This window comes from Streptomyces sp. NPDC046122 (genome assembly GCF_056429965.1).
This window is the reverse complement of the sequence record NZ_JBWKLQ010000008.1, coordinates 238,633-259,724: the sequence shown is the minus strand read 5'-3', so window position 1 is coordinate 259,724 and position 21,092 is coordinate 238,633. Positions and strand designations below refer to the sequence as shown.

The following is a 21,092-nucleotide window of genomic DNA, read 5'->3' as shown; positions in this document are numbered from 1 at the left end:
GGGACGGGTCAGTCGGCGATCGGGAGGTACACCCGGTTGCCGGCGGCGGCGAACTCCTTGGACTTCTCCGCCATGCCCGCCTCGATCTCGTCCTGCGTACCGCCGTGCTCGCGCCGGATGTCCTGACTGATCTTCATCGAACAGAACTTCGGGCCGCACATCGAGCAGAAGTGCGCCGTCTTCGCCGGCTCGGCGGGCAGCGTCTCGTCGTGGAACGAGCGCGCCGTGTCCGGGTCGAGGGCCAGGTTGAACTGGTCCTCCCAGCGGAACTCGAAGCGGGCGTCCGACAGCGCGTCGTCCCACTCCTGCGCCCCCGGGTGCCCCTTCGCCAGGTCGGCCGCGTGCGCCGCGATCTTGTACGTGATGACGCCGGTCTTCACGTCGTCGCGGTTGGGCAGGCCCAGGTGCTCCTTGGGCGTGACGTAGCAGAGCATCGCCGTTCCCCACCACGCGATCATCGCCGCCCCGATGCCGGACGTGATGTGGTCGTACGCCGGAGCCACGTCGGTGGTCAGCGGGCCGAGCGTGTAGAACGGCGCCTCCTCGCAGATCTCCTGCTGGAGGTCGATGTTCTCCTTGATCTTGTGCATCGGGACGTGGCCCGGGCCCTCGATCATGGTCTGCACGTTGTACCGCTTGGCGATCGTGTTGAGCTCCCCGAGCGTCTTCAACTCGGCGAACTGCGCCTCGTCGTTGGCGTCCGCGATCGAACCGGGCCGCAGGCCGTCGCCGAGCGAGTACGTCACGTCGTACGCCGCCAGGATCTCGCAGAGCTCCTCGAAGTTCTCGTACAGGAAGCTCTCCTTGTGGTGCGCGAGGCACCACGCCGCCATGATCGAGCCGCCGCGCGAGACGATGCCGGTCTTGCGGCGGGCGGTCAGCGGGACGTACGGCAGGCGCACGCCGGCGTGGACGGTCATGTAGTCCACGCCCTGCTCGGCCTGCTCGATGACCGTGTCCTTGTAGATCTCCCAGGTCAGCTCCTCCGCGCGGCCGTCGACCTTCTCGAGGGCCTGGTAGAGCGGGACGGTGCCGATCGGGACGGGGGAGTTGCGCAGCACCCACTCACGAGTGGTGTGGATGTTGCGCCCGGTGGACAGGTCCATGACCGTGTCGGCGCCCCACTTGGTCGCCCAGGTCATCTTGTCCACCTCCTCCTCGATGGAGGAAGTGACCGCCGAGTTGCCGATGTTGGCGTTGACCTTCACCAGGAACCGCTTGCCGATGATCATCGGCTCGATCTCCGGGTGGTTGACGTTCGCGGGCAGGACCGCGCGGCCCGCCGCGATCTCCTCCCGCACGACCTCGGGGGCGACGTTCTCCCGGATCGCCACGAACTCCATCTCGGGCGTGATGTCCCCGCGGCGGGCGTACGCGAGCTGCGTGACCGCCTGGCCGTCGCGGCCCCGGCGGGGCTGGCGCGGACGGCCCGGGAAGACCGCGTCGAGGTTGCGCAGTCCCCCGCGCGGCGAGGTGTGCTTGATCCCGTCGTCCTCGGGACGGACCGGGCGGCCCGCGTACTCCTCGGTGTCGCCGCGGCCGATGATCCAGTTCTCGCGCAGGGGCGCGAGCCCGCGGCGCACGTCCGTCTCGACGGTGGGATCGGTGTACGGGCCGGACGTGTCGTACAGCGTCACGTCCTTCCCGTTGGTGAGGTGCACCTGACGGACCGGCACGCGGAGATCCGTGCGCGAGCCCTCGGGGCCCGTGACGTATCCCTTGTGCCAGCCCGGCTTGCGGCCGTCCTGGCTGGTGGCAGGCGTGTGTGCATCCGCTGTGGTCATGAGACCTACTCCCTACGCCGGCATTACCCGGTAACAGGTTCGGCGGTCGACGCAGCGGCTTTCGTACGGTTTCACGTACGAAGGTCAGCGCCCTCTCAGCCCGGTGCTCCGAGCTCCCGCGTGTGCAAAGGTGCCCCCACGCTAGCGCCCTCTCTGGCGCGCTGAACAGAGGGCCCCCACCGTTCTTGCGATGATCGGTCGGTGACGTCCCCACAGCCAACGCCCGAAATCCACGGCCACACCCACAGTCACGGGCCCGCCGCGCCCGTCTCCAAGCACCTCCGCAAGGTCATCGCGGCGGTGCTGATCCCCTTCGCCACGGCCGTTCTCGTCGGCCTCGTCGTGCTCTGGCCGGGCGGCGCGCCCGAGCACGAGCGGACGGGCGTCGGCTTCGACCGGCAGACCGTGTCGGGGAAGGTGACGGAGGTCCAGCAGGTCGACTGCAAGGACGTGAACGCCGCCCAGGTGCCGCCGACCGGCGACACGAGCACGCCGTCCGGCCGCGAGGCCCAGCAGGCCCAGCAGGGCACCTGCGCGAAGGCGACGGTCGAGGTCACGTCCGGCAAGGACAAGGGCCGCACCTTCACCGAGATCGTCCAGCCCGACGCGCCGAGACAGCTGGAGGAGGACCAGGGCGTGGTGGTGGCGTACGCGCCCGACGCGCCCCGCGACCTCCAGTACTCGGTGACGGACGTGGACCGGGGCGTTCCGATGGCGCTGCTCGCCGGGATCTTCGCGCTCGCGGTGATCGGCGTCGGACGGATGAAGGGGGTTATGGCGCTGATCGCGCTCGCCGTGTCCTTCGCGATCCTGACGCTGTTCATCCTCCCCGCGATCCTCCAGGGCTCGAACCCGCTGCTCGTCGCGGTCGTCGGCGCGAGCGCCATCATGCTCATCGCGCTCTACGCCTGCCACGGCCTGACCGCCCGGACGTCGGTCGCCGTCGTCGGCACGCTCATCTCGCTGCTGCTGATCGGACTGCTGGGCTCGCTCTTCATCGACTGGGCGTACCTGAGCGGCAACACGGACGACAACACCGGGCTCATCCACGGCCTGTATCCGGACATCGACATGAGCGGCCTGCTGCTCGCGGGCATCATCATCGGCTCGCTCGGTGTGCTCGACGACGTGACGGTCACCCAGACGTCGGCGGTCTGGGAACTCCGCCAGGCGGACCCCTCGATGGGCCCGCGCGCCCTGTACCGGGCCGCTATCCGCATCGGCCGCGACCACATCGCGTCCGTCGTCAACACGCTCGTGCTGGCGTACGCGGGCGCCGCGCTGCCCCTGCTGCTGCTCTTCTCGATCGCGCAGAGCAGCGTCGGCACGGTCGCCAACAGCGAGCTGGTCGCGGAGGAGATCGTACGGACTCTGGTCGGCTCGATCGGACTGGTCGCCTCGGTGCCGTTGACGACCGCGCTCGCGGCCGTGGTCGTCTCGGCCGACCGTCCGGCGGTCGCCGGGGCCGCCGGGGCCGCCGCCCGGGCGCGCGGAGGCGGCTTCGGGGGCGGCGGCGGGGGCCGGCGCCGCAAGCGCTGACCCGCCATCCCGGGCTCAGCCTGCGTTCTGCTCCTCGGCGAGGATCCGGCCGAGGGCTTCGTCGAGGTTCTCCTCGAAGTCCCCGAGGTCGCACTCCCGGCCCAGCGGAACGAGCCGGTCCGTACGGTCGAGGAACGCCACCAGCGGAGCGGCGCTCGCCCGGAACAGGGCGCGGTCCCCGGCGACCTGAAGCCGGATCCTCACGTCCAGATGGTCGTCGGGACCGGTCATCGGCTCGATGCGGACGTCGCCGTCGCCGCACGGCTCGACGAGACCGTCGAGCAGCAGCTCGCGCCCGAACGCCCAGGTGACGGGGGTGTCTCCGGGGAGGTGGAACGTCATCCGGACGGCGTACGGATCACCGGCCGCGTACCGGAGTTCCACCGGGATCCGGAACGAGAGCTCCTCCGAGACAAGGAAGCTCATCATGACCTCTGCCTGAACCGACTCGCGCATCGCTGTGAACCCCGCACCTGGTGACCGGCCCCGTGACTGGCCGTAACTGTGAAATGCCGAAATGGCCAGGAATGGTCGCTCCTGGCCTCGTGCGCCATCGTGCTCCACCCACTCCAGGATCACAAGGAGTGATTTTTCAGATACTGATAGAGAACGCGAACGAGCTGACCAAGCCACCCACCGCCCGCCGCAGTTGCTCGACCGCCGGGAGCAGCCGGTGCTGTTGTTCGACGGGCAGGGAGATCGCCATCGTCGCGGCGGTCGATCCGACGGTGATCGGGATGGCCGCGCAGACGGATCCGACGGCGTACTCCTGGCGCTCGACGACCGGGTGCATCCGCTCAGCCGCCGCCAGGCGGTCCAGCAGCGCCCCCTGGTCGCGGACGGAGTACGGCGTGAGCGGCTCGACCGGGTGGCGGCTCAGGTGGTCCAGGCGGGACTTCTCGTCGAGCTGGCTCAGCAGGCACTGACCCAGCGCGTGCGCGTGGCCGGTCGCGCGGAAATCGGCCCACTCCGCGACGGCGGGGGACGAGGGCCGCTCGGCGACCGCGACGAGTTCGATCTCGCCCTCGCGGTAGACGGCGAAGTAGACGGGCACGCCGATCGCGTCCCGCCATTGCGCCAGGGCGTCGGTGATCAGGCCCCGGCGGTTCTGGCGCGCGCCCGTGCCGGCGAGCCGCCACGCCGCCTCGCCGAGGACGAACACGCCGTGCTCGCGCCGCAGATAGCCCTCGTGGGCCAGCGTGCGCAGCAGGTGGTACGCGGTGGGGAGGGGGAGGCCGGCCTCCCGCGCGAGCTGCTTGGCCGGGGCTCCGTCGGCATGGGCGCCGACGGCCTCCAGGAGGCGAAGGGCGCGCTGCACCGACCCGATCAGGGTCGGAGCCGGACGTGGAGCGGCGGCCGTGTCTGCCGAGGCCACGGGATGCACCCCCAGGCGTTCCGGCGGGCCGCGTGCCCGCCCGAGGCTTCAGAGAATCGTCACTCTAACCGCCCAATGCGGTCGCGCTGAGTGCTTCCCGTGCCCGTCCCCCGGGTGGGCTAACGGCCGTACGGACTACCAGTCGCCGCGCGACGACGAGGACGAGGACGACGCCATGAACTTCCGTACGACGTAGATCAGTCCGCCGACCAGGGCCACGAAGACCAGCAGTTTGAACAGCAGACCGATCAGCACGCCCACGGCGCTCAGGATCGCGCCCCCGAACACGACCAGCGCGATGACGGGCACCGCGACCCACTTCACCCACCACGGCATCCCGGCGAATATCTCCCGCACGGCCATCGCTTGCCTCTTCTCGTTGGTAGCGCTTCTTCCTGCCCTCGATGCTAGGGGCGGGGAGGGCGCCGACGGGGACCCCGGAGCCCTTGAAGACCCCTGATCGGACCCTTAGGGAACCCGGAGCCGCCGGTCGTCAGCTCTCGGGCGGCGAGAAGACCACCATCACCCGCAGGTCCTCGCTGATGTGGTGGAACTTGTGCGGCACCCCGGCCGGTACGTACACCACGCTGCCCCGCCCGACCTGCGTCGTCTCCATGCCGACGGTGATCGACGCGCGCCCGCTGACGACGAAGTACACCTCGTCCTCGCGGTGCGGCTGCTGCGGGTCGGTCTCACCCGCGTCCAGTGCGTACAGGCCGACCGACATGTTCCTTTCCCGCAGGAACTGCAGATACGCGCCGTCGGCGGCGGCACGCTCCGCCTCCAGCTCGTCCAGTCGGAATGCCTTCATCGTCCGTCCGCCCCTCGGCCAGTCACGCGCCGGTGTTCGGCGCGGATCATGTCTGCCACGATCAGACACATGATGAATTTCCTAGTCAAGACGATCGCCAACGCGGGGGCCCTTGCGGTAGCCATCTGGCTGCTTCAGGACATCACGCTCACCGGCGAGAACACCGGCAAGAAGACGCTGACGCTGATCATCGTCGCTCTGCTCTTCGGACTGGTGAACTTCTTCGTCAAGCCCGTCGTGAAGCTGCTGGCGCTGCCGCTCTTCATCCTCACGCTCGGCCTGATCACCCTGGTGATCAACGCGCTGATGCTGCTGCTGACCTCCTGGCTGGCCGAGCAGTTCAACCAGAACTTCCACGTGGAGGGCTTCTGGACGGCCGTGCTCGGCGGCCTGATCATCAGCGTCGTCTCGTGGGCCCTCAACGTCGTCCTGCCGGAGAAGGACTGACCATGGGATCCGACACCCAGGCGGTGGGAGACGGCACCCGGGCCGTACGCGCCGGTCTTCCCGAACCCGTCGCCTACGAACCCACGCTCCCGGGGCCCGTCTTCGCCGCGCACTACCACCTGCCCGGCGAGCCGACCGGGCCGTACACCTACGGGCGCGACGAGAACCCCACCTGGACGCACCTGGAGCGGGCCATCGGCGAGCTGGAGGCGCCGGGGGAGGAGGGCGTCGAGACGGTCGTCTTCGCCTCCGGCATGGCCGCCGTGTCCGCCGTGCTCCTGTCGCAGACGCGGGCCGGCGACACCGTCGTCCTGCCCGACGACGGCTACCAGGCCCTCGCGCTCGTACGCGAACAGCTGGCGGCGTACGACGTGAAGGTGCGCACCGCGCCGACCGGCGGCGACGCCCAGCTCGGCCAACTGGACGGCGCGCGGCTGCTGTGGATCGAGACGCCGTCCAACCCGGGGCTCGACGTGTGCGACGTCCGCCGCCTCGCGGACGCCGCGCACGCCGCCGGAGCGCTGGTCGCGGTCGACAACACCCTCGCCACCCCGCTCGGGCAGCGCCCCCTGGAACTCGGCGCGGACTTCTCGGTGGCCAGCGGCACCAAGGGCCTCACCGGTCACGGCGACGTCCTGCTCGGCTACGTGGCCTGCCGCGACGCCCGGCTGGCCGCGCGGGTACGGCGCTGGCGCAAGGTCGTCGGCGCGATCCCCGGCCCCATGGAGGCCTGGCTGGCGCACCGTTCACTGGCCACCCTCCAGCTGCGCGCCGACAAGCAGGGCGCCAACGCGCTGGCCCTCGCCGAGGCACTGCGGGCGCATCCCGCGGTGAGCGGGCTGCGCCATCCCGGGCTGCCCGGCGATCCGTCGCACGAGGTCGCGTCGCGCCAGATGCGCCGCTTCGGCTGCGTCGTCTCGTTCACGCTGCCCGACCGCGCGTACGCCGAGCGGTTCCTGGAGGGGCTGCGGCTGGCCGACGACGCGACCAGCTTCGGCGGCGTGCGGTCCACCGCCGAGCGGCGGGGACGCTGGGGCGGCGACGACGTACCGGAGGGGTTCGTCCGCTTCTCCGTCGGGGCCGAGGATCCGGAGGATCTGGTGGCCGACGTGCTGCGCGCGCTCGACGAGGCGGCGCCCGCGGCGTAACGACGCCGGCGCTCCGCGACGGACGGTCCGAGCCTCCCCCCTCATGGCTCGGACCGTCCCGGTTCCACGCGCGAAGAACCGCGCAACAAAGGCTAGTTGACTCTGTGTCAGTGTCCAATCACGGTAGCGACAGAGACCTATCGACATATTTATAGTTGTCACCGTCGGCGACCGCGCCGGGACGGGAGACCGCGCCATGGACCTGGCTCTGCTCCGCACGTTCGTCACGGTGCACCGGGCCGGTTCGTTCACCCGCGCCGCCGCCCTCCTGGGCCTGTCGCAGCCCGCCGTGACCAGCCAGATACGCACGCTGGAGCGGCAGCTTGGCCGCCCGCTCTTCCTGCGCCAGGCGCGCGGCGTGACCCCCACGACCGTCGGCGACGAACTGGCGCACCGGGCAGCGCCGCACCTCGACGCGCTCGTCGAGATCACCGAGACCGGGCTCGACGAGGACTCCGGCGTACGGACCCTGCACCTCGCCGGGCCCCCGGAGTTCACCTCCGTACGCGTCCTGCCCGCGCTCTCGCCGCTCATCGCGCAGGGCCTGACGCTGCGCACCTCGTTCGGCAACGCCCAGGAGACCCTGGACGGCCTCGCCGCCGGACATCACGATCTGGCGATCTCCACGGACCGCCCGCGCGGGGCCGTGCTCACCGGGACCGCCCTCTGCGACGAGGAGCACGTACTGGTCGCGGCGCCGCGCTGGGCCGGCCGGATCGGTCCCGGGGTGCTGCGCCGCAAGGGGCCGCAGGTGCTGGAGCACCTGCCGGTGGTGGAGGTGCACGAGTCGCTGCCACTGGTCAGCCGGTACTGGACGGCCGTCTTCGACACCGGGCCGGCCGCCTCGGGCACCGTCGTCGCACCCGACCTGCGGGCGGTACTGCACGCCACCGCCGCGGGCGCGGGCATCGCCGTACTGCCCCGGTACCTGTGCGAGGACGCTCTGGAGCGGGGCGAGGTCGTGGCGCTCCTCGACCCGCCGGTCCCGCCGCTGCGCACCTACTTCCTGGCGGTGCGCACCGGCACGCTCACCCTTCCGCACATCGCGCGGGCGCACGAGTGGCTGCTGCGGGCCGCGACCGACTGGTCGTGAGCGGCGAACCACGCGGGTGCGGGGAGTTTCAGATGCGGTGGGGTGGGCCACTGTATTGCCATGACCGGCACGTCTTTCCCCGAGGGGACGACCCCCGCACCTCCGAGGCCCGTGGTCAAGCGCACCGCACGCGCCATCCTGCTCGACGGTGACGACCTCATCCTCATCAAGCGCACCAAGCCGGGCGTCGATCCGTACTGGCTCACCCCGGGCGGCGGCGTCGAGCCGACGGACGCCACCGTCGTCGACGCCCTGCACCGCGAGGTCGACGAGGAACTCGGCGCGAAGATCACCGATGTGGTGCCCTGTTTCGTCGACACCGTCGAGCACATCGCGGGCGGCGGGGTGACAGGCGTCAAGGTGCAGCACTTCTTCGTCTGCCGGCTGGAGTCCATGGACCCCTCCCTGCGGCACGGCCCGGAGATCGAAGAGCCCTGCGGGGAGTACGAGATCGTACGGGTGCCCTTCAGCCGGGTCGGGATCGCGGCGGTTCACCTCGTGCCGCTGTCCCTGCGGCACTACCTGGACGGCAACATCGAGGGCGTACGGGCGATGCACGCCCACGACCTGGGGTGACGGCCCCGGCACGGGATGCCGGGCGAGGGGCCCCGGCGCGGGTGCCGGGTGCTGCCGCTAGTCGCCGGCGGCCACCAGCTCTTCGAGGGAGTCGTGGCGGATGCGCTCGCCGGGGATGCCGAGGCTCCTCAGGGCGTCGACGCCGCTGCGGATCATGCCGGGCGGGCCGGAGAGGTAGGCGTCGTGGTAATTCCACGGGCCGTGCTCCAGCACGGCGTCGGGGAACTGCGTCCTGCCGTCGACCATCGGATGCACCGAGAGCCACGAGTGGGACTGCTGGAGGCGCAGCATGGTGTCGATGTCGTACAGGTCGTAGTCGGTGCGCGCGCCGTAGAAGACGTCGACGGGGCGGCGCTCGCCGTGCTCGGCCACGTCCTCGACGAGTGCCTTGATGGGCGCGATGCCGGTGCCGCCGCCGAGGCAGAGCAGGCCGCTGTCGGTGGTGTGGTCGACGGTCATCGAGCCGGCCGGCGGGCCGAGGCGCACGGTGTCGCCGGGGCGGGCGCGGTGGACCAGGGCGTTGGAGACCCAGCCGGCCGGCACCGCCTTGACGTGGAAGGACAGCAGGCCGTCGGGGCGGGGGGCCGCGGCGAAGGAGTAGTGCCGCCAGATCCGCGGCCACCAGGGCGTTTCCAGGCTCGTGTACTGGCCGGCCAGGAACGGGTAGGGCTGGTCGGGGCGCACGGTGATGACCGCTATGTCGGGGGTCCGCAGGTCGTGCGAGACCACTTCGGCCTGCCACCAGGCGGGGGCCCGCAGCTCGTTCTCGGCCGCCGCGTCGATCATGATCTGTGAGATCGCGGTGTACGTCCGGATCCACGCGGCCTCGGCCTCGTCGTCCCAGGTGGACGTGGCGTACCGGGCCAGCGCCCCGAGGAGCGCCTCGCCGACGGCCGGGTAGTGGGACGCCTGGGTTCCGTACTTGCGGTGGCCGCGGCCCAGGTTCCGGAGGTACTCGGTGAGCACCGGCTTGTCGTCGATGTGCTCGGCGGCGGTCAGCAGCGCCTTGAGGAGGCGGTCGCGCTGGGTGTCCATGGCCGCGGGGAAGAGCGCGCGCAGCTCCGGGTGGCGGGTGAAGAGCAGCGCGTAGAAGTACGAGGTGACCTTGCCGGCGTCGTCACCGATGTCCGCGAGCGTGCGGCGGACGAGCGCCGCGTCGGGCGACTCGGGGGCGGCGGGCGCCGCGGGGGCCGCCGGAGCCTCGGCGGCCTGCCGCTGCCGGGGGGCTTGCGGGGGGCCGGCGGGCTGGGGCCGGGCCGCCTCGGGCCGTGCTTGCCCGGGGTGGGGCTGCGCGTACTCGGGCTGCGCAGGGTGGGACTGCGGGGGCTGGGCGGGTGCAGGCTGCGCGGGCTGGGGCTGGGCGGGCTGCGGGCGCGAGGCGCCGGTGCCCACCGGGCGTATCGCGGACACCTGACGGCTGGGACGGTCCGCGCCCGGCTCCGGTATCCGGTCCTGGTTCGGGTCCACGCCCTGGCCCGGCGGCTGCTGAGCTCCCGCAGCTGGCATTCTGCGCGGCTTGAACCAGCCGCCGCCGCTGTCTTCGGAAATGCCGTTGTCGGCCGACGTGGTGGTCGGAGCGTCCATTGATGTGCCTCGCCTCGAACAGCTTTCGGTCGGTTCTGCACTTCCGGGACCGGAACGTGCTCGCGTTTCCCCGCTCTGTTTGGATCTGTGCTCTCTGTGCCCTCGGTCCTTCAGGTCTGCCGGCAGCCCACACTAAGCACGCCACTACCCCCAATTGGGGTGAGCCGGACGCAAGTGTGACTTTGCCCGCAGTCGCCGTCGTCGCAGCATGCCAGGCACCACCTCCGCATCGGACAAAGACCCGGAAGTCAGGGCATCCGAACCCCCTTTCCGGTTAGGCTGTTTTCGCTCCGTGCCCTGCGCGCCAAGGGCGGCGGCACCAAACCGGAGTCGACCCTACCGGCGGTAGCGCGGCACACAAGCCCCTTCATGTGACCTCCCCCACTCGGCGGTCACACCCGTTCTGCGACTCATCCGGAATTTACCGGCGGGACTGGTGGGACTGCACCAGTTCGTACGGCTCGCGCAGATCACCACCCCCATAAGCAAGCACGGCAAGGTCCGACACGTGGTGATCTGCGTTGACCGCCACGGAAAGCGGCACCGCCGCGAAGATCTCCGCGTCCGACATCGAATCCCCGTAAGCCACGCAGTCACTCCTGAGCAGCCCGAATTCTTCACACAGCCGGTCCGCGATCTTCACTTTCGCGCGCGCGTTCAGGATTCCGGCCCGCTCGACCGGCTCCAGAAAGGGCACGGCGGGCCAGCGCGAACCGTGTGCGGCATGCGCGCCCCACGCCAGCAGCCGGTTCACGAAGAAGTCCGGGGACAGGGAAATGACGGCGCAGTACTCACCACGCGCTCGGACGTCGGCCCACACCTCCTTGATGCCCGACAGCCACGGAGCCCCCGCGAAAGCCGCCGCCACCTGGTCCTCGGTGAGTTCCGCCCACAGCTCCCGAGCCCGTACGGCGAACTCGTCGGGCGCCATGCCGCGCAGCAGGAAGTCCCGCTCCAACTCGGCGATCTCCTCGCTCACGCCCAACTGACGGGAGATCTCCACCGCCGCCGCCGAGCCTCGCATCAGCGTTCCGTCGAGATCGAAGAGGTGCAGTCGCGTCATGTACGCCGAGGCTAGTACGCGGGGCTGCTCCCCCTCCTGGATGCCGGGCTGCCCGTAACCAGGCAGCGTGTTTCACGTGAAACCACTCCGCCGCCCCGCACACCGGGCGCTCCTCGTCTCATGCGTGGCCGCATCAGTGGGCCGACTGGGCTGACGGTCGGTGCGCTCGCTCCGGGCCTGGGGCCCCACGCGTCGTGGCAGGCGTGTGCGAGCTGTCGCCTCCTCTTCACCTAAACCGGTGGACGGGCGATCAGTACGTCGGCCAGCCTGATCCAATGCCGATTCCGTACGCCGATCTGCCCGTCCGCCGCCTCACCCCGGCCGACCTCACTTCCTGCGCCGACCTCTCGGAAGACCGGGGCTGGCCACGGGAAGAGCACAAATGGGGGTTGCTCCTCACGGCTGGCACCGGCTACGGCATCGACGCGCCGGAGGGGAAGGGCCTCGCCGCCGCGAGCGTCGTCACCTCGTACGGCCCCAGGAACGCGTACGGCTCCGGCAACGCGGGCGGCCCCGCACTCGCCGCGATCGGCATGGTGCTCGTCGCCGAACGCCACGCACGGCAGGGCATCGGCCGCCGCCTGATGCGACACCTCATCGCCGAGGCCGGGGACACCCCGCTCACTCTGCACGCCACGCCCAACGGCCGGCCGCTCTACGAGGAGCTCGGCTTCACCGTGACCGGCAGCGCCGAAATGGTCCGCGGCCACTTCCGGTCGTCCGGCTCCCCCACCGAGGTGCCGACGCGCCCCGCAACCGCCGACGACCTTCCCGCGATCCTGCGGCTGGACGCCGACGTCTTCGGCCAGGACCGCACCCACGTCCTCACCCGGCTGCCCGCCTTCGCCGACCAGATCCGGGTGGCCGAGGACCGCAGCGGCCTCACGGGGTACGCCGCCGCCTGGCCCAACATGCAGACCCAGGTCGTGGGCCCGCTGGTCGCCAGGGACACCGAGACCGCAAAGGCGCTGATCGCCTCCCTGGCCGCCGGCACGGACCGTCCCCTGCGCACCGACATCGACGTACGCCACGAGGACCTGCTGGAGTGGGTGAAGGCGCGCGGCCTGGAGCCGGTGGCGTTCAACACCGTGATGACGTACGGCATCCCCGGTCTGCCCGGGGACTGGACCCGCCGCTTCGCGCCGCTGACGGTCGCGGCGGGCTGACGACGACAGGGCCCGCCCCCCGCCCCGGGGGGCGGGCCCTGTCGTCCTGCCGGCCGCGCGTCCCGGCCGGTGCCGGCTACCGGCCGAGGGCCTGGACCGCGGCGGTCGCGAATCCGTGGTCCTGGTCGGGCGCTCCACCGCCGACGCCGATCGCCCCGATCAGACGGCCGTCACGGTGAACCGGTACGCCGCCCGCGATGAACAGCAGCGGGCGGTCGAGCGCCGTCGGCAGCGTGTGGAAGAGCCCGCCCGGCTGTACCGCGTCGACCAGGTCGGACGTGGCGGCGTTCAGCTGCAGCGCGGTGTACGCCTTGCGGGTGCTGGTCTCGCCCGCGATCAGCACGGCCCGGTCGTCGCGCCGGAACGCGAGCAGGTGACCGCCCGCGTCGAGAACGGTGACGGCGGCGCTGACCCCGGCCTCCCCGGCCGCGCGGCGGGCGGCTTCCACGAGGGCTTCGGCGTCCTGGATGGTCAGCGGTGCTACGGCGGTCGCGGTCGTGCTCATGGGGGTGACTCCTTGATCTTCGTGAGGATCGTGGTGGGGATCTTCGTGGGTTGTTTCAGCGACGTACGGCGGCAGCGGTGACGGAGACCGGTACGCGAACCGACCCGGTGACGACCCGGCTGCGGGCGTCCGTACGACGCTCCAGGGCGCTGGACAGGAACGCCAGGCCGAGAGCGGAGGCGGCGAGCACGGCGCCGACCCAGTTGGGCGCTGTGTAGCCGAGGCCGGCCGCGATGACCAGGCCGCCGAGCCAGGCGGCGAGCGCGTTGCCGAGGTTGAACGCGCCGATGTTGACGGCGGAGGCCAGGGTGGGGGCGCCCGCTGCCTGGTCCAGGACGCGCTTCTGGAGCGGCGGGACGGTGGCGAAACCCAGCCCGCCGATCAGCACGATCGTCACAGCGGCCGCGACCTGGTGGTGCGCGGTGACGGTGAACAGCGCCAGGACGACGGCGAGGGCGCCCAGGGACACGTACAGCAGCGGCATCAGCGCACGGTCCGCGAACCTGCCGCCGATGAGGTTGCCGCCGACCATGCCGAGACCGAAGAGGACCAGCAGCCAGGTGACGGATCCGGCGGAGTAGCCGGCGACGCCGGTCATCATCGGCGCGAGGTAGGTGATGGCGGCGAAGACGCCGCCGAAGCCGAGGACGGTCATCGCCATGGCGAGCAGCACCTGCACGTTGCGGAACGCGTCGAGCTCGTGGCGCAGCCGTACGCCCTCGGGCTTGGGCGTCTCCGGCACGAGCCGGGCGACGCCCGCCAGACCGAGTACGCCGAGGACCGCCACCGCGGCGAACGTGATCCGCCAGCCGTAACTCTGTCCGACGAACGTGCCGAGCGGGACTCCGACGACGTTGGCGACGGTGAGGCCGGTGAACATCATCGCGATGGCTTCGGCCCGCTTCTCGGGGGCGACCAGGTCGGCGGCGACGATCGAGCCGATACCGAAGAACGCGCCGTGGGCGAGAGAGGCGACCACGCGGCCCCCGAGCATCACGCCGAAGGACGGAGCGAGCGCGGAGAGCAGATTGCCCGCGATGAACAGCCCCATCAGCAGCATGAGCATGCGCTTGCGGGAGATCCGGGTGCCGAGGACCGACATGAGCGGAGCGCCCAGGACGACTCCGAGGGCGTAACCGCTGACCAGGTAGCCGGCGGTGGGAATCGATACACCGAAGTCGGTGGCGACCTCGGGCAGCAGGCCCATGATCACGAACTCTGTGGTGCCGATCCCGAACGCCCCGATGGCGAGGGCGAGGAGTGCGAGTGGCATGGCCAGACCTTCCGGATAGATTGCACATGCGCCTAACAAGCGTCAACATTAATTGCAGGCGCGGGTTATTTGCAAGCGCGGGCTATTGCGGAAGTCGTCTATCCTGGTGTCCCGGTCGTAGCCGCTCCGGACAAGGAGAGATCCATGACAGCGACAGATCCGGCCCTGACCGCCCTCTCGCAGGGCTGGTGCGCCCTGTCGCTGCTGCACGGCAGGATCGACTCCCACATCGAGAAGGCGCTGCAGAGCCGGCACGGCCTGAGCGTGCGGGAGTACTCGCTCCTCGACGTCCTGAGCCGTCAGCACAGCGGCCCCGGCGGGCACCTGCGGATGCAGCAGGTGGCCGACGCCGTCGTACTGAGCCAGAGCGCCACCACACGGCTGGTCACCCGCCTCGAAGACCGCGGGCTGCTGACCCGCTACCTCTGCGAGACCGACCGGCGCGGCATCTACACCGACGTGACCGAGGCCGGTCAGGCCCTGCTGGCCGAAGCCCGTCCCACCAACGACGCTGCCCTGCGCGAGGCACTGGACGAGGCCGCCAAGAACGCCGAACTCGCGCCTCTGGTCAGAGCGGTGGAGGAGCTGCGGGTGCCCGCCTAACCGCGAGAATGCCACGGCCTGCGTACTCTGCGCCCATGAATGATCTGGAGATACGCCCCGCGACCGCCGGTGACCTTCCGGCGATCGTCGCCATGCTCGCCGACGACCCCTTGGGCGCACAGCGCGAGTCCCCCGACGACCTCGCCCCGTACACGGCCGCCCTCGCCCGGCTGGCCGGCGACCCGAACCAGCATCTGGTCGTCGCCGTACGCGAGAACAGGATCGTCGGCACGCTCCAGCTCACGATCATCCCCGGCCTGTCCCGCCGCGGCTCCACCCGCTCGATCATCGAAGGCGTACGCGTTCACGCCGACGAACGCGGCAGCGGCCTCGGCAGCCTGCTGATCGAGTGGGCGATCGACGCATCCCGTCGCGAGAACTGCCAGCTGGTCCAGCTCACCTCCGACGCCACCCGCACCGACGCCCACCGCTTCTACGAGCGGCTCGGCTTCGAGGCCTCCCACCTCGGATTCAAGCTCAACCTCTGAGCACCTCTTCACCGGGCGGCCGGGCAGTTTCACGTGAAACATCAGAGACCGCGCCAGCCGCCTTCGTCCACACCCCCAGGAATCGCGTCTGCGGGCTCGTACGGCTCGCGGGTGAAGACGAACGACCCCAGGTCCAGATGGCTCACCGAGCCGTCCTCCCGCCGCACCACCCGAAGCGTCTCCCCCAGGTGGTAGCCGTCGAGGCCGGTCCAGGCGCCGTCCGGCCGGGCCGCGAAGCGCGAGCTCCGGCCGTTACCCCGCAGCGGCTGAAGCTCCAGGCCCCGGTCGGCGACGAGCGTGACGGCGTACGGCGCCGTACCCCAGAACCACGGGCCCGTCAGCGCCAGCAGGTCGTGGTCGACCTCGGGCAGCGGGCGCCAGGGCTCCGGGATACGCGGCTCCGCCTCGGCGACGATGCGGATCAGGTCGGCCGCCACCGTCGGAGCGGACAGCCCCGATGTGGCGTTGGTGAGCGCGACCGCGGCCAGCCCGTCCTCCACGCTGATCCACAGACCGGCGACGAAGCCCGGCAGCGACCCCGAGTGGCCGACCAGCGCCCGTCCGCCGCCCTGGACGATCTGCAGCCCGAGCCCGTAGCCCCCGGCTGCCTCCCCCGGGGCCGGGGGCGCGGCGGGTGTGCGCATCTCCCGTACGGACGCGGCGCTCAGCACCTTCTCGTCACCGGCGGCGAGGAAGGCGGCGAACCGGCAGAGGTCGGCGGCGGTCGACCAGAGCTGACCGGCGGGAGCCATCAGCCCGAGGTCCGCGGCCGGTTCCGGCAGGATCGCATCGGCCCACGGGTGCACCGCCCAGCCACCGGCGTGCGGAGCTTCGGGGTCCGGACTCGTACGGCGCATGCCCAGCGGCTCGAGGATCTCGCCCCGCAGGACCTCGGCCCACGGCCGCCCCCGTACCGCTTCGACGAGCCGGCCCAGCAGCGTGTAGCCGGGGTTGGAGTAGTGGTGGGTTCGGCCGGCCGGATGCAGTCGCGCTTCCTCGCCCAGCACATCGGCGAGGCCGGGGCGCAGGGACCCCGGGGTCCGCTCCCACCAGGGCGCGGGCGTCTCCGCCGCCAACCCGGCGGTGTGGCACAGCAGTTGTGCGACCGTCACCTCACCCGCCCCGGTACCCGGCAGGTGCTTCTCCAGCGGATCGCCGAGGTCGATCAGCCCCTCGTCGCGCAACCGCAGCACCAGCACGGCAGTGAAAGTCTTGGTGATAGAACCGATCCGGTACTGCGTGTGCGCGTCCGGACCGTGCCCCTCGACGCACGTACGGGAGCCCGTCCAGACGACCCGTCCGTCGCGCTGCACCGCAGCGACGAGCGAGGGCGCCCTGCCCTCCGCCTGTGCGGTGGCGATGCGGTGCAGAAGGGCACGGCGCGTGCCGGGAAGGAGCTCTTCGAGCGGTGACGTCATGGTCAACACCTACCGGCACCGCCCCGCCCAGTCGAGCCCATTTCGGAATAAGCCACGGCCACAAGCCAGTTGGTAGCGAGGGACCGCCCCTCTCGCCCTGGAGCAGACATGACCATCGACACGACCAGTGGCCCGGACCGCTCGTTCCTCTTCGTCCTCGGCAGCGCCCGCCCCGACGGGAACACCGAGATGCTCGCGCGGGCCGCCGCGGAGCAGTTGCCCGCCGGTACGCCGCAACGCTGGCTGGACCTGGCCGGGCTCCCGCTGCCCGACTTCCAGGACGGACGGCACGAGAGCGGCGAATGGCCCGTAGGGGAGACCGAAGAGGCGCTGCGCGAGGCCACTGTGGCGGCCACCGACATCGTCATCGCCTCGCCGCTGTACTGGTACAGCCTCTCCGCGCAGACCAAGCGCTACCTCGACTACTGGTCGGGCTGGCTTGCGGTGCCCGGCTTCGACTTCATGGAGCGGATGGCGGGACGGACTCTGTGGGGAGTGACGGTCATGGCCGACCGCGACGAAATCGTCGCCGACGGGCTGGCGACCACCCTCACCAACACGGCGGCGTACATGGGGATGCGCTTCGGCGGCCTGCTGCTCGGCAACGGCTCCCGCCCCGGCCAGGTACGCGACGACGAACGAGCGATGATCCGCGCCAAGACGTTCTTCCAGCAAGAGGCCCCGCTCGCCCGCTTCCCCTACGAGGAGGAAGCCGGCACGCGTTAGCCGGCCGTCCCCGCCCGGCCCGCCCGAGGGCGGACGACTGCGCTCTGGCAAGATCTACAGCGGATTCAGGGTCCGGCTGTGCGGGTGATGCGCCCCGGCCGGGCACGGGGACAGTCAACGGGGAAATGAGAATCAGATGCGTACGTCGACTCGTGCCGTACCGGCCGTGGTGGGTGCTCTGGCGCTGGCCTTGGCACTGACGGGCTGCGGCGACCTGGGCTCGGGCAAGAAGCGCGGAAGCTCCGACTCCCAGTCCTCCGGCTCCGGTTCGGACGCCTCCGACGAGAAGCAGGTCTTCCGTCTCGGTGAGCCCAGCCCCGAGCAGGAGAGCGACATGAAGGAGTCGTCGGGCGCCAAGTACACGGTCACACCGACCAAGGTGGAGACCGGCACCACGGCCGACATGGACAACTCGGGCCTCAAGAAGGACGAGAAGGACGGCCCGCAGGTGCCCGTCTACGTGTGGTCGACGCTCACGCACAAGAGCGGCAAGCCCATGGGCATGAGCGACATGGACGACGACCTGGTCGTCAGGACGGACGGGGGCGTGCGCACCCGCGCCCTCCTCGTCCTGATGGGCGAGGCGAAGTGGCCGAACTGCCCCGCCACGGACTACGACAAGAAGCTCAGCGAGGGCCAGTCGGAGAAGATCTGCACCGCCTTCCTCGTCCCGGAAGGCCAGAAGGCCGCAGCGGTGGAGCTGACCCGGGGCTTCTACAAGGAACCTCTGGAGTGGCCGGTCAAGGACTGACCGGCCGACCGCGCGCCGGCGAGGTTGCGGGGTCCGCCGCTCGTGACATGTCGATCTCGCATGACCTGCGTGTTCTTGGCTGTCTCACGGCCTTGTCACCCATGAGCAGCCGCAATTCCATGGCATTTCCTCGCGAAGGCGAAGGCGAAGGCGAGGTCGAGATCAGGCGGCTTGCCCGTGTCGGGCCGAATACACCACGCTGAGCGCCGAGCACGAGGACTACCGCGAGCCCAGATCGCGCACCGATGTGTTTCCCGCGCCACGCTGGTCTGTACGTCGGACACCCACGGACGGAAGGCTGGTCATGCGGAAACTGATCTACGGCATGAATGTGACCCTGGACGGCTACATCACCGCGGCCGGCGACGACATCGGCTGGAGCGGACCGCCGAGCAACGAGCTGTTCCAGTGGTGGCTCGACCACGAGCAGGCGAGTGGCCTGTCGCTGTACGGGCGCAAGCTCTGGGAGGCGATGAGCTCCTACTGGCCGACCGCCGACCAGCAGCCCGACGCCACGCCGGCGGAAATCGAGTTCGCGCGGAACTGGCGGGACACACCGAAGGTGGTGTTCTCCTCGACGATCGACAAGGTCGACTGGAACACCCGCCTGGTCACCGGCGACGCGATCGCCGAGATCACCCGGCTCAAGGCCGAGGACGGCGGCCCCATGGACATCGGCGGCGCAACGCTCGCCGGTGCGGCCATGCACGCCGGGCTGATCGACGAGTACGTGATCGCCGCCCATCCGGTCCTGGTGGGCGGCGGCACGCCGCTCTTCACCGCGCTGGACAGCTGGGTGAGGCTGAACCTGGTGGAGACGCGGACGTTTCCGGGCGGCGTGGTCCTGACCAGGTACGAGACGAGGCGCTGAGCAGCTTCCCGCTGTCTCACGACTTGGATGGGCGTTCCCTCTCACCGTCGTGGCATTTCCTCAGCCGGGATCGTCTGTGCGGCTGCGGCGACGCGTTTACAGCATCGGGGCAGCTTCACGGCCCTGCCCCGCTCTGCCCGCTCGCAGGTACGGATCAGATCTGCGCCATGTCCACGAAGCGTGAGTAGTGGCCCTGGAACGCCACCGTGATCGTCGCCGTCGGACCGTTACGGTGCTTGGCCACCATCAGGTCCGCCTCGCCCGCACGCGGTGACTCCTTCTCGTACGCGTCCTCGCGGTGCAGCAGGATGACCATGTCGGCGTCCTGCTCGATGGAGCCCGATTCACGCAGGTCGGAGACCATCGGCTTCTTGTCTGTACGCTGCTCGGGGCCACGGTTCAGCTGCGAGAGCGCGATCACCGGGAGTTCGAGTTCCTTCGCCAGCAGCTTGAGGTTTCGCGACATGTCCGAGACCTCCTGCTGGCGGCTCTCCGCCCGCTTCGACCCACCGGACTGCATCAGCTGCAGATAGTCGATGATGACCAGCTTGAGGTCGTTGCGCTGTTTCAGCCGACGGCACTTCGCCCTGATCTCCATCATCGACAGGTTCGGGGAATCGTCGATGTACAGCGGGGCCTGCGAGACGTCCGGCATCCGGCGCGCGAGCCGCGTCCAGTCCTCGTCCGTCAGCGTGCCCGAACGCATGTGGTGCAGCGCCACCCGCGCCTCCGCCGACAGCAGACGCATCGCGATCTCGTTGCGCCCCATTTCGAGGGAGAAGATCACGCTCGGCAGATTGTTCTTGATCGAGCAGGCCCGCGCGAAGTCCAGCGCGAGCGTCGACTTTCCCATGGCGGGACGGGCCGCGATGACGATCATCTGGCCGGGGTGCAGACCATTGGTGAGCGAGTCGAAGTCCGTGAAGCCGGTGGGCACACCGGTCATCTCGCCCGTACGGGAGCCGATCGCCTCGATCTCGTCGAGCGCCCCCTCCATGATGTCGCCGAGCGGGAGGTAGTCCTCGCTGGTCCGCTGCTCGGTGACGGCGTAGATCTCGGCCTGGGCGGCGTTCACGATGTCGTCGACGTCGCCGTCGGCCGCGTATCCCATCTGCGTGATCTTCGTGCCCGCCTCGACCAGTCGGCGCAGCACGGCCCGCTCGTGGACGATCTCGGCGTAGTACTCCGCGTTCGCCGCGGTCGGCACCGTCTGCACCAGGGTGTGCAGGTACGAGGCGCCGCCGACCTTCGTGATCTCACCGCGCTTGGTCAGCTCGGCGCCCACGGTGATCGGGTCGGCCGGCTCGCCCTTGGCGTAGAGGTCCAGGATCGCCGTGTAGACGGTCTCGTGGGCCGGGCGGTAGAAGTCGTGGCCCTTGAGGATCTCCACCACGTCCGCGATGGCGTCCTTCGAGAGCAGCATGCCGCCCAGAACGGACTGCTCGGCGTCGAGGTCCTGCGGGGGCACCCGCTCGAACGCCGGGGAGCCGCCCTCCCAGCCGCCGCCCTCGCCACCGCGGTCGTGCTGTTCGTCGCGGCCCCTGCCTTCGCCGCGGCGACGGCGGGAGGGCAGACGGTCACCGGGACCGCTGTCGGCCCAGGGGTCGTCCAATGGCTCGGAAATGCTCACCGGGCCACCTCCTCCCGTCCGCTGCGCGGACCTCGCTGTGCCACTCTTTCTTACGGCACGGCTCTGACAAATAAGACGCCCGACTCCGGTTCCGGCGCATCAAGTTCGACGAGCTTCCGAGGCCGGAACGGAAGGCGGGCGCCGCACCACGGTAGGCCCGTAGGCACCGTCAGCCAATCTGGTTATCCACAGGCCGTGTGGACGAACGACCCGTTGCTGTGGAGAAGTCCCCAGAACCTGT

Annotated in this window: 22 protein-coding genes; 11 read left to right on the top strand and 11 right to left on the bottom strand. The window is 70.4% G+C overall.

Annotation, left to right across the window (positions count from 1 at the left end; all coding sequences use genetic code 11):
- Positions 1 to 8 precede the first annotated feature (8 nt).
- A complete protein-coding gene (gene thiC / locus AC07FK_RS22735; RefSeq protein ID WP_479106745.1) occupies positions 9 to 1,784 on the bottom strand; it encodes a phosphomethylpyrimidine synthase ThiC in 1,776 nt (591 codons plus the stop codon).
- Between the two features lie 201 nt (positions 1,785 to 1,985).
- On the opposite strand from thiC, the gene AC07FK_RS22730 reads away from it, so the two are divergent.
- Complete coding sequence (locus AC07FK_RS22730) at positions 1,986 to 3,323, top strand: YibE/F family protein (protein ID WP_479106744.1); 1,338 nt, start codon at positions 1,986 to 1,988, stop codon at positions 3,321 to 3,323.
- Positions 3,324 to 3,338: 15 nt separating this feature from the next.
- Here the strand turns inward: AC07FK_RS22730 and AC07FK_RS22725 are convergent, their stop codons facing one another.
- The 4 genes from AC07FK_RS22725 to AC07FK_RS22710 form a co-directional block, all read right to left on the bottom strand.
- Positions 3,339 to 3,779, bottom strand: a complete 441-nt coding sequence (locus tag AC07FK_RS22725; RefSeq protein ID WP_479106743.1) for an SsgA family sporulation/cell division regulator — start codon at positions 3,777 to 3,779, stop codon at positions 3,339 to 3,341.
- 136 nt (positions 3,780 to 3,915) lie between these two features.
- Entirely contained in the window at positions 3,916 to 4,698 is a 783-nt protein-coding gene (locus AC07FK_RS22720) for an IclR family transcriptional regulator (RefSeq protein ID WP_479106742.1), read from the bottom strand.
- Positions 4,699 to 4,833: 135 nt separating this feature from the next.
- Positions 4,834 to 5,055 carry a DUF5326 family protein gene (locus AC07FK_RS22715; RefSeq protein WP_479106795.1) on the bottom strand — a complete coding sequence of 74 codons (222 nt, stop codon included), beginning with the start codon at positions 5,053 to 5,055 and terminating at the stop codon, positions 4,834 to 4,836.
- 136 nt (positions 5,056 to 5,191) lie between these two features.
- Positions 5,192 to 5,509, bottom strand: coding sequence for a cupin domain-containing protein (locus AC07FK_RS22710; protein ID WP_453401919.1), 318 nt, complete (start codon positions 5,507 to 5,509; stop codon positions 5,192 to 5,194).
- A 69-nt stretch (positions 5,510 to 5,578) separates the two neighbouring features.
- Here AC07FK_RS22710 and AC07FK_RS22705 point away from each other — a divergent pair, with 69 nt between their 5' ends.
- From AC07FK_RS22705 to AC07FK_RS22690, 4 genes are all read left to right on the top strand, one after another.
- Entirely contained in the window at positions 5,579 to 5,956 is a 378-nt protein-coding gene (locus AC07FK_RS22705) for a phage holin family protein (protein WP_479106741.1), read from the top strand.
- 2 nt (positions 5,957 to 5,958) lie between these two features.
- A complete protein-coding gene (locus AC07FK_RS22700) occupies positions 5,959 to 7,104 on the top strand; it encodes a cystathionine gamma-lyase (protein WP_479106740.1) in 1,146 nt (381 codons plus the stop codon).
- Positions 7,105 to 7,300: 196 nt separating this feature from the next.
- A complete protein-coding gene (locus tag AC07FK_RS22695; protein WP_479106739.1) occupies positions 7,301 to 8,197 on the top strand; it encodes a LysR family transcriptional regulator in 897 nt (298 codons plus the stop codon).
- Between the two features lie 60 nt (positions 8,198 to 8,257).
- Positions 8,258 to 8,773, top strand: coding sequence for an NUDIX domain-containing protein (locus tag AC07FK_RS22690; RefSeq protein ID WP_453401915.1), 516 nt, complete (start codon positions 8,258 to 8,260; stop codon positions 8,771 to 8,773).
- Between the two features lie 57 nt (positions 8,774 to 8,830).
- Here AC07FK_RS22690 and AC07FK_RS22685 read toward each other — a convergent pair whose 3' ends face one another.
- Together AC07FK_RS22685 and AC07FK_RS22680 are read right to left on the bottom strand one after the other, a co-directional pair.
- Complete coding sequence (locus AC07FK_RS22685) at positions 8,831 to 10,357, bottom strand: globin domain-containing protein (RefSeq protein ID WP_479106738.1); 1,527 nt, start codon at positions 10,355 to 10,357, stop codon at positions 8,831 to 8,833.
- A 421-nt stretch (positions 10,358 to 10,778) separates the two neighbouring features.
- Complete coding sequence (locus tag AC07FK_RS22680; protein WP_479106737.1) at positions 10,779 to 11,420, bottom strand: HAD family hydrolase; 642 nt, start codon at positions 11,418 to 11,420, stop codon at positions 10,779 to 10,781.
- A 275-nt stretch (positions 11,421 to 11,695) separates the two neighbouring features.
- Between AC07FK_RS22680 and AC07FK_RS22675 the strand changes: the two genes are divergently transcribed.
- On the top strand, positions 11,696 to 12,586 hold the full coding sequence (locus AC07FK_RS22675) for a GNAT family N-acetyltransferase (RefSeq protein ID WP_479106736.1): 891 nt from the start codon (positions 11,696 to 11,698) through the stop codon (positions 12,584 to 12,586).
- 76 nt (positions 12,587 to 12,662) lie between these two features.
- On the opposite strand, the gene AC07FK_RS22670 is transcribed toward AC07FK_RS22675, so the two are convergent.
- Together AC07FK_RS22670 and AC07FK_RS22665 are read right to left on the bottom strand one after the other, a co-directional pair.
- Positions 12,663 to 13,091 (bottom strand): GlcG/HbpS family heme-binding protein, encoded by a 429-nt coding sequence (locus AC07FK_RS22670; protein WP_479106735.1) that lies wholly within the window; start codon positions 13,089 to 13,091, stop codon positions 12,663 to 12,665.
- A gap of 55 nt (positions 13,092 to 13,146) precedes the next feature.
- Positions 13,147 to 14,364 carry an MFS transporter gene (locus AC07FK_RS22665; RefSeq protein WP_479106734.1) on the bottom strand — a complete coding sequence of 406 codons (1,218 nt, stop codon included), beginning with the start codon at positions 14,362 to 14,364 and terminating at the stop codon, positions 13,147 to 13,149.
- A gap of 144 nt (positions 14,365 to 14,508) precedes the next feature.
- On the opposite strand from AC07FK_RS22665, the gene AC07FK_RS22660 reads away from it, so the two are divergent.
- Positions 14,509 to 14,967: a MarR family winged helix-turn-helix transcriptional regulator gene (locus AC07FK_RS22660; protein WP_479106733.1), complete on the top strand. Its 459-nt coding sequence runs from the start codon at positions 14,509 to 14,511 to the stop codon at positions 14,965 to 14,967.
- A 35-nt stretch (positions 14,968 to 15,002) separates the two neighbouring features.
- Positions 15,003 to 15,455: an N-acetyltransferase family protein gene (locus AC07FK_RS22655; protein ID WP_479106732.1), complete on the top strand. Its 453-nt coding sequence runs from the start codon at positions 15,003 to 15,005 to the stop codon at positions 15,453 to 15,455.
- Between the two features lie 41 nt (positions 15,456 to 15,496).
- Here AC07FK_RS22655 and AC07FK_RS22650 read toward each other — a convergent pair whose 3' ends face one another.
- Positions 15,497 to 16,873 carry a serine hydrolase domain-containing protein gene (locus AC07FK_RS22650; protein ID WP_479106731.1) on the bottom strand — a complete coding sequence of 459 codons (1,377 nt, stop codon included), beginning with the start codon at positions 16,871 to 16,873 and terminating at the stop codon, positions 15,497 to 15,499.
- 108 nt (positions 16,874 to 16,981) lie between these two features.
- Between AC07FK_RS22650 and AC07FK_RS22645 the strand changes: the two genes are divergently transcribed.
- The 3 genes from AC07FK_RS22645 (at position 16,982) to AC07FK_RS22635 (ending at position 19,221) form a co-directional block, all read left to right on the top strand.
- Positions 16,982 to 17,599: a flavodoxin family protein gene (locus AC07FK_RS22645; RefSeq protein WP_479106730.1), complete on the top strand. Its 618-nt coding sequence runs from the start codon at positions 16,982 to 16,984 to the stop codon at positions 17,597 to 17,599.
- A 136-nt stretch (positions 17,600 to 17,735) separates the two neighbouring features.
- Entirely contained in the window at positions 17,736 to 18,350 is a 615-nt protein-coding gene (locus AC07FK_RS22640; protein WP_479106729.1) for a hypothetical protein, read from the top strand.
- A 304-nt stretch (positions 18,351 to 18,654) separates the two neighbouring features.
- Positions 18,655 to 19,221, top strand: a complete 567-nt coding sequence (locus AC07FK_RS22635) for a dihydrofolate reductase family protein (RefSeq protein WP_479106728.1) — start codon at positions 18,655 to 18,657, stop codon at positions 19,219 to 19,221.
- A gap of 154 nt (positions 19,222 to 19,375) precedes the next feature.
- Here the strand turns inward: AC07FK_RS22635 and dnaB are convergent, their stop codons facing one another.
- Complete coding sequence (gene dnaB / locus AC07FK_RS22630; protein WP_167518257.1) at positions 19,376 to 20,833, bottom strand: replicative DNA helicase; 1,458 nt, start codon at positions 20,831 to 20,833, stop codon at positions 19,376 to 19,378.
- Positions 20,834 to 21,092: the final 259 nt, after the last annotated feature.